The sequence below is a fragment of the Geodermatophilus sp. URMC 60 genome, assembly GCF_053502585.1.
Genome location: NZ_CP199958.1, coordinates 3,555,479 through 3,568,639, shown reverse-complemented (window position 1 = coordinate 3,568,639; position 13,161 = coordinate 3,555,479). Strand labels below are relative to the sequence as shown.

Sequence of the window (13,161 nt, the reverse complement as noted above, 5' to 3'; positions counted from 1 at the left end):
AGATCCGTGACCTCGCCGGCTCGGTCACAACCGCTCCGGAGGGGTGTTGCCGGCCGCGACGACCGCGCGGCGGATGGGCAGCGCGGCCAGCGCGACGAAGCCGGCCACGAAGAACACGACGAGGCTGACGATGGCCAGGCGGTAGGACCCGGTGAGCTGGTAGGTCAGCCCGAACGCCAGCGGACCCAGCCAGCTGGTGCCGCGGTCGCTGATCTCGTAGAAGCCGTAGTACTCGGCCTCCTTGCCGGCCGGGATGAGCTGGCTGAACAGCGACCGGGACAGCGCCTGGGTGCCGCCCTGCACCAGCCCGATGACGGCGGCCAGGGCGTAGAACTGCCCGACCGCCCCGGCCTGCAGGAAGTAGGCGACCACCAGCACGCCGATCCACGCCACCAGCGCGCCGAGGACGGTCCGCTTGGCCCCGTACCGGGCCGCCAGCCGGCCCAGGCCCAGTGCGCCGGCGATGGCCACCACCTGGACCATGAGGATCGCGCCGGTCAGCACCGACTGCTCGAGGCCCAGCTCCTCGGTGGCGTAGGTGGCCGACAGCGAGATGACGGTCTGCACGCCGTCGTTGAACAGCAGGTACGCGCCGAGGAACCACAGCGTCAGCGGGAAGGCCCGCATCTCGCGCATCGTCGTCGCCAGCTGGCGGAACCCGCTGCGCGGCCGGTCCGGCGCCTCCCGCACCGGCCGGTTGCGCAGCCGGGACACGGTGAAGACGGTGAACGCGCCCCACCACAGGCCGGCCGTGGCCAGGCAGATCCGCACCGCCTCACCGGTGGTCAGACCCAGGGACGGCGCCCCGAGCACCAGCCCCAGGTGGACGGCGAGCAGCAGCGCGCCGCCGACGTAGCCGAACGCCCAGCCCCGGCTGGAGACGGCGTCCCGCTCGTCCGGCCCCGCCAGGTCCGGCAGCCAGGAGTAGTAGACGACGGTGGCCGCGCCGAAGCTGATGTTGGCCAGGATGAACAGGACGGCGCCGAGCAGGTAGCGGCCGTCGGCGACGAAGTACAGGGCCGTGGTGACCAGGGCGCCCAGCGCGGCGAAGCCGGCGAGCAGCTCCCGCTTGCGGCCGGTCCGGTCGGCCACGGCGCCGGTCAGCGGCAGCACGAGGACCTGCATCAGCACCGACGCGGACAGCACGTAGGAGAACCAGCTCCCCGGCGGGATGGACAGGCCGAGCAGGCCCAGCCGGCCGTCGGGCTCGGCCGCCTCCTCGGCGACCGACGTCAGGTACGGCCCGAGGAAGACGGTGGTGACGCTGGTGTTGAACACCGACATCGCCCAGTCGTAGGAGTACCAGCCGAACCGTTCGCGGCGCAGCGCGCGGTCGGCGGGGGGACTGGTCGGCCCGGTGGTGGCGGCGGTCGTCACGGCCGCAGGGTGTCAGCCCGGACGATGACCGTCCAGCACGGTGCGGTCACGGGGTGTCCTCGAGCGGGCCCGGTTGGCGTCGCGCCTCACCGCGGGACCCACTGGCCGCGCCGCTGCAGGAGGTCGCGCAGCATCGCCGGACGGTCGGTCATCACGCCGTCCACCCCGAGGTCGAGGACGGCCGTGGCCTCCTCCTCGGTGTCCACGGTCCACACGTGCACCTGCAGTCCACGGGCGTGCGCAGCGGCGATGAACCGCTCGTCGACCAGCGCCCGGCCCCCCAGCTGGAGCGGCACCTGCGCGCAGCCGGCCGGGATGCGCACCAGCCCGGCGGCACGGGGGGAGTAGGAGGACAGCCGCAGCGCCGCCACCCCGCGCGGGCCGAGCGAGGTGCACACCCCGGGCCCGAACACCCGGCGAGCCGCGGCGACCCGGGCGTCGGAGAACGAGCCCAGGCAGATGCGGTCCTCGGCGCCCATCCGGCGGACGGTACGGACCAGCGGTGCGACCACGCCGGGCGCCTTGATGTCGAGGTTGAACCGGACGTCGGGCCAGGCGCCGAGCAGGTCCTCGAGCCGCAGGACCGGCTCCCGCCCGCCGATCCGTGCGGCGGCGAGCTCCGCCCACGGCAGCTGGTCGACCCGCCCGGTGCGGTCGGTGACGCGGTCGAGGGTGGGGTCGTGGAAGACGATCGGCACAGCGTCGCCGGTCACCCGGACGTCGGTCTCGAGGTACCGGTATCCCATCGCCACGCAGGCCTCGAAGGCCGGCATGGTGTTCTCCAGGTGCTCGATCGCCCCGCCCCGGTGGGCCATCGCGATGGGAGTGGGACCGTCGAGGAACGCGTACCGGACCGAGCCCACGCCGACACGCTAACGCCGCTGGTGGACGCGCTGTCCGGGGACCCGTCCCGCTCCTCGGGCGGGACCCGTCCGTCCCGCCCGGCGGACCGGTCCGTCCCGGCCGCCGGGACCTCCGCCTGCACGGGCCGGGCGGGCGGGTGGGCGTGTCACACGGTCCTGTCGGCACCTGCGTCTACGGTGCCCAGCGTGGCAGAGCGAGACGTGATCCGGACGATCCACGAGGAGGCAACGACCGAGACCGGGCTGCCCAGCCCCCGCACGGGGAGTGGCAGCGAGCGTCGCTGCGGCTGGTGCCGCCGGGTGCTGCCCCAGCAGGGGTCGGTCGGACGGCCGCGCCAGTACTGCGGTCAGGCCTGCCGGCAGCGGGCCTACGAGCAGCGTTCCGCGACGACGAAGGCCGGCCTGTCCGGTGACGTCGTGCTGGTCACCCGCGCGGAGCTCGACGGCCTGCAGGACCGGCTGTACCAGCTGCGCTGCGCGATCGAGGACGTGCAGACGCTGCTGGGCGAGCGGCACACCAAGGCGGAACTGGAGCGGTCCCTGCAGGACCTGGTGCGGTCGACCGGCCGGCTCGACAGGCTCTGGGTCTCCGAGCGAGCCGCCGGCTGACCGCACCGGCCCGGCGGATCAGCCGTCGTCGGAGTCGTCGTTGCCGTTGCCCTGCTCGACGCCGTCGTCCTGGTCGGAGATGTCGGGCACGTTGTCCTGCGACGGATCCGACTCCTCGTTGGTCTCGACGTTCGGCGGCACGTTCTCGTCGGTGGTCCCGTCGTTCTGATCCTGCCCGGATGCCTGACAGGCCGTCATCGTGGCGCCGCCTCCGAAGAGCGCCAGGGCGGTCATGAGTGCGGCGATCGGGCGTCGGAGTTGCATGGCTCCGACCCTAGGCAGCACTCGTGGAGCCCGCCCGTCGAAGCCGCTCACCCATCCGTCATTACGTCACAGTGACGTAATGACGGATGGGTGACCGGACCGGGGAAGTGGCCACCAGGGTGGGCCGGGAGGGTCGGCGACCCGGCTGGCACGGATCGACCTGGGGTATCCACGCCGAGGTCCGGTCGGGCCGGCACGGACGACATCGGGACGGACGACTTCGGACGGGGGGCGCCCGGTCGGGCCGGCAGGCGGCAGGTCGACCTGGCGACGCGTCACCAGGTCGACCTGCGGGGACGACGCGGTCACGCGTCGGCGTGGACGCACCCGGCGCATCGATGCGATCGGTGCACGCTGCGACCTGTCGACCGGCTCGGCAGCACCCACTCGGGCAGCCGGGTCGGCGCCGCCCGACCCCTCTCGGCTCCCTCATCCGCGGCGCCGATAATGTACATTATGTCAACTAGCCCGGTGAGGACCCCTCTCCCGACCGGGCTACGCCAGGGTCAGCACGTCGTAGTCGGCGAAGCGCCGATCGGCGGTCACCACGACGAGCCGTCGACGCCGGGCCTGGGCGATGAGCATGCGGTCGAACGGGTCGGCGTGGTGTCGCGGCAGGTCACCCGCGGCCAGGCCGTCCTCCACGGTGACCGGCACGGCGTCGAAGCCCTGCCGGTCGAGTTCCTCCGCCAGGTCTCCCGGGACCGTCAGCTTGCCCAGGGCGGCCTTGATCGCCACCTCCCACGCCGACGCTGCCGACACCATGACCGCCGTCCGCGGGTCGGCGATGGCCGAGCGCATGGTGGGCGTCAGCCGGTCGTCGTCGCCGAGCCACCACAGCAGGACGTGCGTGTCGAGCAGCAGGGTCACGAGTCGGCGTCGCCGTGGAAGGCGGCGATGAGGTCCTCGGGCGTCTCGTCGAAGTCGTCCGGGATGACCATCCGGCCGCGCCAGGCTCCAGGGGTACGCGGCTCGGTGCGCGCCGCGGCAGGGACCAGGCGGGCGATCGGCTTGCCGGCCCGAGCGATGACGACGTCCTCCCCCGCCTCGACCGCCTCCAGCAGCCTCGACAGGTGGGTCTTCGCCTCGTGCACGTTCACGGTCCGGGCCACGTGTTCCAGGGTAGGACTAAGTCTGGCTAAGTCCAAGACTCGACGGTGAACGGGTGCGCCGGCCCGCTCGGCGTCCCGGCGATCGATGAGTCCGCCGCTCGACGACGGTCCTCGTCTGTACACCACCGGAGGAGTCCCCGTGCCCAGCAGCGTCACGCCCATGATCATCACGCACGACCTCGAGCGCCTGGCGCGCTTCTACGCCGGCGTGGCCGGTGCGACGGAGACCAGCCGGACGCCGGACGACGGACCGACGTTCTACCTCGGCCTGCAGGTGGGCGACTCCGAACTGGGCATCGTCGCTGACGGATCGATCGAGGGGGCTCCTGCTGGGCGGGTGCTGATCAGCATCGAGGTGCCCGACGTCGACGCCGCCCTGGCTCGGGTCGAGGCGCTCGGCGGTCAGGCTCCGGCCCCTGCGAACGACATGCCCTGGGGTCAGCGGGTCGCGCACGTCACCGATCCGGACGGCAACGCCGTCAACCTGACGACGACGCCGTCAACCTGACGACGACGCCCTCCTGAGCCTCACCGCGGCCGCTCCGGGTCACGCCGACGGCGATGCCGAGCACCGCCGTCGGCTTGCTGGACTGGTGCCGGTACCTGCCCGAGACGCCACTCCCTGCCGTCGGTCGACCGCTCGCCCGGCGGGTGCTGCAGCGTCCCTCTCCCCCTGCGAGCACCTGTGCCCTCGCTGCGACGGAGGCCCAGGTCAGTGACGAACGCCGAGGGTCGGCGGAGGTTGCCCTTGGTCGTTGAGCTTGTTTGTGCTTCTTCAGTTGTTAGTGTGTTGTTAGGGATAACGGAAGAATGTCAGAAGTCGCGCGCTCGTCCTGCGACCCGTCGTCCCCTGGTCATCGGCGGGCACCACGCCGGACGGAACCGTGCCGCCCTCCCGGCGTTCACAGCCGCGTGCGGTTGACTCCCCGGCGTGGACGTCGTCGAGGGGTTCTGGGCCCGCGTGACCACTCCCCTGCCCCAGCTGCCGACGGCGGTCCTGGTGGGCGCACTCCTGGCTGCCGCTGCCGTCGTCTGGGCCCCTGCCCTGTGGGGGCCGGCCCGCACCGTCGTGACGATCGCGCACGAGGGCGCGCACGGGCTGGTGGCCCTGGCCGCGGGGCGGCGGCTGGCCGGCATCCGGCTGCACTCGGACACCTCGGGCCTGACCGTGTCGGCGGGGCGGCCGACGGGGCCGGGCATGGTGCTCACCTGCGCGGCCGGCTACACCGGGCCGGCGCTGTTCGGGCTGGGGGCCGCAGCGCTGCTGGCCGCCGGGCACGCCGTCGGGCTGCTGTGGGCGCTGCTGGGCCTGCTGGCGCTGCTGCTGGTGCAGATCCGCAACTGGTACGGGCTGTGGGCGGTCCTGGCCACCGGCGCCGTCGTCCTGGCGGTCACGGGCTGGCTCCCCCCGTCCGGGCAGGCCGCCTTCGCCGCCGCCGGCACCTGGTTCCTGCTGCTGGCCGCGCCGAAGACGGTGCTCGAGCTGCAGCGGGCCCGGCGCCGCCGGACCGCACCGGACTCCGACGCCGACCAGCTGGCCCGCCTCACCCGCGTGCCGGCGGTGCTGTGGGTCGGGCTGTTCCTGCTGGTGGACGTCGGCGCGCTGCTGCTCGGCGGTTGGTGGCTGCTCGGCGACCGGCTGCCGGTCTGATCAGCGCCGGCCGCGTCGCCGGGGGGCCGCTCCGTGCGGCTGGCGGACCGGCGCGACCTCCGGCGCGGGCGGGATGACGGCGCTGACCTCCTCCTCCGTCACGGTGAGCCGTCGTCCGTGGTGGTGGACGTCGAGCGGATCACCCTCGGTGAGCCGGTAGGTGGCCTCGGTCGGCGTCACGGTGACCACCAGCAGGCGCCCCTGGTAGTTGAGCCGGAACCGCAGCCGGGTGATCCGCTCGGGGAGCCGAGGCGAGAACGCCAGCTGCCCGCCGTGGTCGCGCATCCCGCCGAACCCGGCGACGGCAACGGTCCAGCCACCGGCCAGCGAGGCGATGTGCAGGCCGTGCCCGGAGTTGCCGTGCAGGTTCTGCAGGTCGGTCAGCGTGGCCTCGCCCCAGTAGTCGTAGGCCAGCTCCAGGTGGCCGGTCTCGGCGGCGACCACGGCCTGCTGGGTCGCCGACAGGGACGAGTCGCGCACCGTCCGGGCCTCGTAGTAGGCGAAGTCGGCGACCTTCTCCTCGTGGGTGAAGGCGTCCCCGCGCAGGTGCAGCGCCATCACCAGGTCGGCCTGCTTGACGACCTGCTTGCGGTAGATGTCGAAGTACGGGTAGTGCAGGAGCAGCGGGTAGCAGTCCGGCGGGGTCGACTCGAAGTCCCACTCCTCGTGGTGGGTGAAGGCGTCGGACTGCATGTGCACCCCGTGCCGGGTGTCGTAGGGCACCGCCATCAGCGCGGCCGCCCGGTCCCAGCGGTCGGTCTCCTCGCCGGTGACGCCCAGCCGGCCGGCCACGTCGGGCTGGCGCTTGACCGCCGCGATCGCCTCGCGCAGGTTCCGCTGCGCCATGAGGTTCGTGTAGACGTTGTTGTCCACGACCGCGGTGTACTCGTCGGGGCCGGTGACGCCGTCGATGCGGAAGCCGTGCTCGTCGTCGAAGTGGCCCAGCGAGGCCCACAGCCGGGCGGTCTCGATGAGCAGCTCGGCGCCGTGGTCCCGGTCGAACTCCTCGTCCCCGGTGGCGTTGTGGTACCGGGCGACGGCGTCGGCGATGTCGGCGTTGATGTGGAACGCCGCCGTCCCCGCCGGCCAGTAGCCCGACGTCTCCTCGCCGCGGATCGTCCGCCAGGGGAAGGCCGCGCCGTCCAGGCCGAGGACCCGAGCCCGCTCGCGGGCCAGCTCCAGGGTGGAGTGCCGCCAGCGCAGCGCGTCGCGGGCGGCCCCGGGGGCGATGTAGGTGAGCACCGGCAGCACGTAGGTCTCGGTGTCCCAGAAGGTGTGCCCGTCATAGCCGGGGCCGGTCAGCCCCTTGGCCGGGATGGGCTGGCGCTCGGCGCGCAGGCCGGCCTGCAGCAGGTGGAAGACGCCGACCCGTACCGCCTGCTGCAGCTCGTCGTCTCCCTCGATCTCGACGTCGGCGTGCTGCCAGTGCTCGTCGAGCACCTCGCGCTGCTCGCGCAGCAGCCGCTCGAAGCCGGCCAGCTTGGCGGTGGCCAGCGCACCCTCGACCTGGTCGCGCAGCGCGGCCGCCGACCGCCGGGAGGACCAGCCGTAGGAGAGGTACTTGACCAGCTTCACCGAGGAGCCCTGGGGCAGGCGGGCGGCGAGGGTGAAGCGGGCGAGGTCGTCGGTGGCCTCGATGTCGGCCGTGGAGCTGTCGGGCACGTCGACGACGTGGTCCATGCCGGCGGCCATCCGCAGCCGGCTGCGCTTGGTGCGGTGCACCAGGACCGCACGCTGGCCGCGGGCCACGGCCATCTCGTTCAGCAGCGGGCGGGCCAGCGCTGCGGCCGCGCGCGGGTCGTCGGCCTCCGCGCCGCTGTCGACGGGCTCGTTGGCCAGGAGGTCCGACTGCAGCGCGATGTAGAGGTCGCCCTGCCCGTCGGTGCACTCGACGGTGTACTCCATGGCGGCGATGGAGCGGCGGCGCAGGGACACCAGCCGGGTGCTGGTCACGGTGACCACGCGGCCGTTCGGCGAGCGCCACTCGGTGCTGCGGCGCAGCACGCCGCGGCGCAGGTCGAGGGTGCGGCGGTGCTCGACGATCTCGCCGTAGTCGAGGTCGAGCGGGGTGTCGCCGACCAGCAGCCGGACCAGCTTGCCGTCGGTCACGTTGACGACCGTCTGTCCCTGCTCGGGGAAGCCGTACCCGACCTCCGCGTAGGGCAGCGGCCGCTCCTCGAAGAAGCCGTTGAGGTAGGTGCCGGGGACGACGACCGGCTCGCCCTCCTCGAAGGAGCCGCGCATGCCGATGTGCCCGTTGGACAACGCGAACACCGATTCGTGGACGGCGAGGGAGGCGTGGTCCAGGCCCGTCTCGCTCAGCGACCAGGGCTCGATCGGGAAGGTCGGTCGCCCCTCCGTCATGACGACTCCTCCAGCAGCTCGTCCAGGTCCGCGACGACGACGTCGGCGCCGGAGGCGGCCAGCGCGGCGGCCTGCCCCACCCGGTCGACGCCCACCACGTAGCCGAAGGAGCCCGCCCGGCCGGCGGCCACCCCGGCGAGCGCGTCCTCGAAGACGACCGCCTGGGCCGGCGGCACGCCCAGCGCGCGGGCGCCGGCCAGGAAGGTGTCGGGCGCGGGCTTGCCGCGCAGCCCCTGCGCAGCCGCGACCTCGCCGTCCACCCGGGTGTCGATCAGGTCGGCGAAGCCGCCGGCCTCGATCACCTGCCCGCCGTTGCGTGACGCGGTGACCACCGCGGTCGCCAGGCCGGCCTCCTTGGCCGCTCGCAGGTAGCGGATCGAGCCGGGGTAGACCTCGACGCCGTGCTCGGCGAGCTCGGCGTGCACGAGCTGGTTCTTGCGCAGGCCCACTCCGTGCACCGTCGCGGCGTCCGGCGGGTCGTCCGCCGTCCCCTCCGGCAACGTGATGCCGCGGCTGGCCAGGAAGTCGCGCACCCCGTCGAGGCGCGGCTTGCCGTCCACGTAGCGGTTGTAGTCCTCCTGCGTGAACTCCGGTGCTCCGGGGTCACGGGCCTGCAGGAACTCGTCGAAGGTGCGCTTCCAGGCGGCCATGTGGACCGTCGCGGTCCGGGTGAGGACGCCGTCGAGGTCGAACAGGCAGGCACGTATCGAGCCGGGCAGACCGAGCACCCCTCGACGCTACCGGCGTCCGCGGGACCGCGCCGAGCCGGGAAATGCGCTGTTCACCGGCCCGGCACGACCCCGTCCCGGGCCCCGGCCCGAGCTCGCGAAGGGCGGGGAGGACGGGGTCCTTCTAGGGTCGGCCCGGAGGCATCCGTCCCCGTCCGGTCCCGCGACACCCGAGGAGCTCGTCCATGGCCGACCGCCCGACGCCCCCCAGTCCCTACGACGTCCTGCCGCAGGTGCCCGGCTTCGAGGTGACCAGCACCGACGTCACCGACGGCGCGCCGCTGGACAGGCCGCAGGTGAGCGGGGTCATGGGCGCCGGCGGTGAGGACCGCTCGCCGCAGCTGTCCTGGTCGGGCTTCCCCGAGGGGACGAAGAGCTTCGCCGTCACCGTCTTCGACCCCGACGCGCCCACCCACAGCGGCTTCTGGCACTGGGCGGTGGCCAACATCCCGGTCTCGGTCACCGAGCTGCCCAGCGGCGCCGGGGACCAGCGGGGCTCGGGCCTGCCGGAGGGTGCGGTGCAGCTGCGCAACGACGCCGGGTTCCCCGGTTACGTCGGCGCCGCTCCCCCCGCCGGCCACGGGCCGCACCGCTACTTCGTCGCGGTGCACGCGGTGGACGTCGACCGGCTCGAGGTGACGCCGGACGCCTCTCCCGCGTTCCTCGGCTTCAACCTGTTCGGCCACACGCTCGCCCGCGCCGTGCTCGTCGGCACCTACGAGCAGAGCTGAAACGGCTCCGTCTCGTACCGCGGTGCGACCGACCGTACGCGCTGCGCGTCCGACACACGGCCGGTGCTTGAGAGTTCTCATACCCGTTACCTGAGCAGCGCACGATGGCGTCATGTCGGCCGTGCCAGGACACCGGGTCGCGCCCCGGTGTGCCCGCTTCGGCCTGCCGGCGGCCGTGGTGTCCGTCGTCCTGCTCGCGCTGCTGCTGTCCGGTACCGCATTCCCCCGGTGGGCGGCAGCGCAGGACGACGCCGCGCCCGCGGAGATCGTCCAGGCGGTGACCGCCGCGCACGGCGACGGAGGCACCTTCGCCGTCGTCGTCGCCGAGCAGGAGCAGCGGCAGGCGGGCGTCTCCATCCGCGCCGCCGAGGCCCGCACCGCCCAGGTGCTCGCCCGGACGGCGGGCAACGAGCTGGCCGACCGGCCCTTCCCGACCGCGTCGCTGGTGAAGCTCTTCCTCGCCGAGGACGTGCTGCACCGCGCCCGCACCGGCGCGGTCCTCCTGACGCCCGACGACCGGGTGCAGCTCGAGGTCATGATCCGCAGCTCGAACGACCCGGCGGCCTCCGACGCCTGGGTGCGCTTCGGTGGCGCCCAGGCGGTCCGCGACGTCGCCGTGCGCTACGGGCTGACCGGGACGGCACCGCCGCGCAGGTGGGGCCAGTGGGGCGAGACGACGACGACCGGTGCCGACCTGGCCCGCTTCCTCACCCGGCTGCCGGTGATCGCGCACCCGGACGACGCCGAGGCGCTGCTCGGTTGGATGCGCGCGGCCACCCCCACCGCCTCGGACGGCTTCGACCAGGAGTTCGGCGTCTTCGGGACGCTGCCCGGCGCCGCGGTCAAGCAGGGCTGGATGTGCTGCCTCGGCGGCCAGCGGCACCTGCACTCGGTGGGCGTCGTCGGCGGGCAGGTGATCGTGCTGCTCAGCGAGGTGCCCAGGTCGGTGGGCTGGGACGCGGCGAAGGGGGCGCTGGACGCGGCCGCAGCGGCGGTCCCGCTGCCGGCGGCCTCCTGACGGCGGCTCCCTGACGGCGGCTCCCTGACGGCGGCTCCCTGACGGCGGCTCCCTGACGGCGGCTCCCTGACGGCGGCTCAGCCGGCGTCGGAGAGGTCGGCCACGCCCACGGTGGCCAGGCGGGCGAACCCGGTGCGCTCGTAGACGCGTGCGACGTCGTCGTCCCCCGCGACGAGGAACACCAGCTCCGCGGTCTCCCGCGCGTGCGCGGTCAGCGCCGAGGCCAGCCCGGCACCGAGACCCCGCCCGCGCAGCCGCGGGAGGGTGGCGACGCCGGCGATCTCGGTGACCTCGGTGCCGTCGACGTCCACCGGGTGGTGGGTGCCGACCGCGACGGGCTCACCGTCCTCCACGGCGACCATCATGACCGTGCGGCCGGTGGCGATGCGCTCGCGCAGCACCGCGGTGCGGGGCGAGCCGAGGGCCACGCCGACCGAGGCGCCGCCGGCCTCCGAGCGCGGGCCCGGGTGGGCGAAGGCGATCGAGGCCAGCCGCTCGTAACGCGGCAGCTCGGGGTCGTCGGCGCCGACGAGGTAGAGCCGCACCCCCTGCGGCAACAACAGCTCCACCGGGTCCGCGGCGACCAGCAGCGGGGAGGAGCCCACGGTCAGCCCCGCGGTCCGGACGGCGGCCTCGACCGTGGGTGCGTCCTCGCAGACCCACTCGACGGCCACCGGCAGGCCGGCGGCCTCCTGAAGCGCCGCGGCGGCCCGCACGTCGTCGGCGCTGACCGGCTCCCCCGGCCGCGGCCGTGCCGGATAGGGCCAGGTCGGGCTGCCGACCGGCACGTCGAGTCCGCCGGCGGACTCGATGCGTGCGTCCGGCAGCGGCGCGGCGGCGAAGTACCGCTCGACGCGCTCGAGCAGGCCGGGGGGCGCGGGCACACCGGCACCCTAGACGGGCTGCGGGACGACGTCCGCTCCACCGCCGATCCGACGCCCCCGCCCCACCCGGGCGGGTGAGGTGCGGAGGCGGGACGGCACGATGGGGTCCGTGACGGACGTGGGATGGGCGGCGTGACCGCAGCGACACGGCCCCAGGTGTCGCCCTACGCGGTGTTCGACCGCGACTCGTGGCGTGCGCTCGCGGCGGGCAGCTCCCTGCCCCTCGACGCGGCGCAGCTGGAGTCGCTGGCCAGCCTCGGCGACCGGATCGACCTCGACGAGGTGGCGACGGTCTACCTGCCGCTGGCCGGACTGCTGCGGCTGCACGTGGAGGCCAGCCGGCGGCTCTGGGCGGCCCGCAGCCAGTTCCTGGGCGACTCGACGGCCAAGGTGCCCTACGTGATCGCGGTGGCCGGCAGCGTCGCCGTCGGCAAGAGCACGACCGCCCGGCTGCTGCAGACCCTCCTGGCGGCCGGCCCGGGCAACCCGCGGGTCGACCTGGTGACCACCGACGGGTTCCTGCTGCCCAACGCCGAGCTGGAGGCCCGCGGGTTGCTCGGGCGCAAGGGCTTCCCGGAGAGCTACGACCGGCGGGCGCTGCTGCGCTTCCTCGCCGACGTGAAGTCCGGCCGCGGCCAGGTCGGCGCCCCGCTGTACGACCACCAGTCCTACGACGTCGTCCAGAGTGCCCGGCAGGTCGTCGACCGGCCCGACATCCTCGTGCTCGAGGGGCTCAACGTGCTGCAGGCCGGCCGCCGGCCCGACGGCCGCGCGCCCGAGGTGTTCCTCTCGGACTTCTTCGACTTCTCCGTCTACGTCGACGCCGCCGAGTCCGACATCCAGCACTGGTACGTCGAACGCTTCCTCGCCCTCCGGCGGACGGCATTCGCCGACACCGGTGCCTACTTCCACCGCTTCGCGGGCCTGACCGACGAGCAGGCCCGCGAGACCGCGCTGGGCATCTGGGCGGCGGTCAACGGTCCCAACCTGCGCGACAACATCGCCCCGACCCGCTCCCGGGCCCGGCTGGTGCTGCAGAAGGCCGCCGACCACGAGGTGCGCCGGGTGCTGCTGCGCAAGATCTGATCCTCCCCTCCCCCACTGGTGCTGCTTTCCTGCAGCAGCTTCATCGGGCCGGTTGTTGGGGATAACGGGGCTAGGTGCTGGTCGGACCGCCTCCGGCTGTCCGCGTCACCTCCGCCGTGCCACTGGGGTCGGCGCAGGAGCTGTCGTGCCCGCCGGTGCCGGCGACGACCCGGTGATCACCTCGGTGGGCCCCGTCGGCCCTCGGCACCGCGTTCGCCGGGCGCGCGGAACCCGTGGGCGTCGCCGACGCAGCCCGGCCGGCGGATGCTCCGTCAGACGCGAACCGTCGTCCTCGTCGATCGCCGGTCCGTCGGTCTGCCTGCCAGCGCGTGCCGGCTGTCCGGTCGCCAGCCGGGCGCGGACCCACGTAGGCGCGCAGTTGTTGGGGATAACGGATCGTCAGGAGTGCGTCGCATTGCCGGCCGTCGAGTCGTGCAGGGAGCGACCGCGGCGCCGGTCCGGATGGACCGGCGC

Annotated in this window: 14 protein-coding genes; 6 read left to right on the top strand and 8 right to left on the bottom strand. The window is 73.9% G+C overall.

From position 1 onward, the window contains the following. Positions 1-24 precede the first annotated feature (24 nt). Together ACWIX3_RS16950 and ACWIX3_RS16945 are read right to left on the bottom strand one after the other, a co-directional pair. Positions 25-1,377, bottom strand: a complete 1,353-nt coding sequence (locus tag ACWIX3_RS16950) for an MFS transporter (RefSeq protein ID WP_448608511.1) — start codon at positions 1,375-1,377, stop codon at positions 25-27. A gap of 86 nt (positions 1,378-1,463) precedes the next feature. Continuing rightward, a complete protein-coding gene (locus ACWIX3_RS16945) occupies positions 1,464-2,240 on the bottom strand; it encodes a glycerophosphodiester phosphodiesterase (protein ID WP_448608510.1) in 777 nt (258 codons plus the stop codon). A gap of 186 nt (positions 2,241-2,426) precedes the next feature. Between ACWIX3_RS16945 and ACWIX3_RS16940 the strand changes: the two genes are divergently transcribed. Beyond that, positions 2,427-2,849, top strand: coding sequence for a hypothetical protein (locus tag ACWIX3_RS16940; protein WP_448608509.1), 423 nt, complete (start codon positions 2,427-2,429; stop codon positions 2,847-2,849). 18 nt (positions 2,850-2,867) lie between these two features. Here the strand turns inward: ACWIX3_RS16940 and ACWIX3_RS16935 are convergent, their stop codons facing one another. The 3 genes from ACWIX3_RS16935 to ACWIX3_RS16925 form a co-directional block, all read right to left on the bottom strand. Then, entirely contained in the window at positions 2,868-3,113 is a 246-nt protein-coding gene (locus ACWIX3_RS16935; protein ID WP_448608508.1) for a hypothetical protein, read from the bottom strand. Positions 3,114-3,608: 495 nt separating this feature from the next. Further along, complete coding sequence (locus ACWIX3_RS16930) at positions 3,609-3,983, bottom strand: type II toxin-antitoxin system VapC family toxin (protein WP_448608507.1); 375 nt, start codon at positions 3,981-3,983, stop codon at positions 3,609-3,611. After that, positions 3,980-4,225: a type II toxin-antitoxin system Phd/YefM family antitoxin gene (locus ACWIX3_RS16925; protein ID WP_448608506.1), complete on the bottom strand. Its 246-nt coding sequence runs from the start codon at positions 4,223-4,225 to the stop codon at positions 3,980-3,982. The genes ACWIX3_RS16930 and ACWIX3_RS16925 overlap by 4 nt, the downstream gene beginning before the upstream one ends. 139 nt (positions 4,226-4,364) lie before the next feature. Here ACWIX3_RS16925 and ACWIX3_RS16920 point away from each other — a divergent pair, with 139 nt between their 5' ends. Next, a complete protein-coding gene (locus tag ACWIX3_RS16920; protein WP_448608505.1) occupies positions 4,365-4,733 on the top strand; it encodes a VOC family protein in 369 nt (122 codons plus the stop codon). 423 nt (positions 4,734-5,156) lie between these two features. Next, on the top strand, positions 5,157-5,876 hold the full coding sequence (locus ACWIX3_RS16915) for a M50 family metallopeptidase (RefSeq protein WP_448608504.1): 720 nt from the start codon (positions 5,157-5,159) through the stop codon (positions 5,874-5,876). Here the strand turns inward: ACWIX3_RS16915 and ACWIX3_RS16910 are convergent, their stop codons facing one another. Continuing rightward, positions 5,877-8,240 (bottom strand): glycoside hydrolase family 65 protein, encoded by a 2,364-nt coding sequence (locus ACWIX3_RS16910; protein ID WP_448608503.1) that lies wholly within the window; start codon positions 8,238-8,240, stop codon positions 5,877-5,879. It lies immediately after the preceding gene. Next, positions 8,237-8,968 (bottom strand): HAD family hydrolase, encoded by a 732-nt coding sequence (locus ACWIX3_RS16905; protein WP_448608502.1) that lies wholly within the window; start codon positions 8,966-8,968, stop codon positions 8,237-8,239. The genes ACWIX3_RS16910 and ACWIX3_RS16905 overlap by 4 nt, the downstream gene beginning before the upstream one ends. Positions 8,969-9,153: 185 nt before the next feature. On the opposite strand from ACWIX3_RS16905, the gene ACWIX3_RS16900 reads away from it, so the two are divergent. Together ACWIX3_RS16900 and ACWIX3_RS16895 are read left to right on the top strand one after the other, a co-directional pair. Continuing rightward, a complete protein-coding gene (locus tag ACWIX3_RS16900) occupies positions 9,154-9,699 on the top strand; it encodes a YbhB/YbcL family Raf kinase inhibitor-like protein (protein ID WP_448608501.1) in 546 nt (181 codons plus the stop codon). 112 nt (positions 9,700-9,811) lie between these two features. Continuing rightward, positions 9,812-10,717: an LppW family protein gene (locus ACWIX3_RS16895; RefSeq protein WP_448608500.1), complete on the top strand. Its 906-nt coding sequence runs from the start codon at positions 9,812-9,814 to the stop codon at positions 10,715-10,717. 77 nt (positions 10,718-10,794) lie between these two features. Here the strand turns inward: ACWIX3_RS16895 and ACWIX3_RS16890 are convergent, their stop codons facing one another. Then, positions 10,795-11,601, bottom strand: coding sequence for a GNAT family N-acetyltransferase (locus ACWIX3_RS16890; RefSeq protein WP_448608499.1), 807 nt, complete (start codon positions 11,599-11,601; stop codon positions 10,795-10,797). Between the two features lie 123 nt (positions 11,602-11,724). Between ACWIX3_RS16890 and coaA the strand changes: the two genes are divergently transcribed. Next, positions 11,725-12,687 carry a type I pantothenate kinase gene (gene coaA / locus ACWIX3_RS16885; RefSeq protein ID WP_448608498.1) on the top strand — a complete coding sequence of 321 codons (963 nt, stop codon included), beginning with the start codon at positions 11,725-11,727 and terminating at the stop codon, positions 12,685-12,687. Positions 12,688-13,161 lie beyond the last annotated feature (474 nt).

Coding starts and splice junctions, on each gene's coding strand:
- ACWIX3_RS16900 (WP_448608501.1), top strand. CDS start 9,154: ATGGCCGACCGCCCGACGCCCCCCAGTCCCTACGACGTCCTGCCGCAG.
- coaA (WP_448608498.1), top strand. CDS start 11,725: ATGGGCGGCGTGACCGCAGCGACACGGCCCCAGGTGTCGCCCTACGCG.
- ACWIX3_RS16895 (WP_448608500.1), top strand. CDS start 9,812: ATGTCGGCCGTGCCAGGACACCGGGTCGCGCCCCGGTGTGCCCGCTTC.
- ACWIX3_RS16935 (WP_448608508.1), bottom strand. CDS start 3,113: ATGCAACTCCGACGCCCGATCGCCGCACTCATGACCGCCCTGGCGCTC.
- ACWIX3_RS16910 (WP_448608503.1), bottom strand. CDS start 8,240: ATGACGGAGGGGCGACCGACCTTCCCGATCGAGCCCTGGTCGCTGAGC.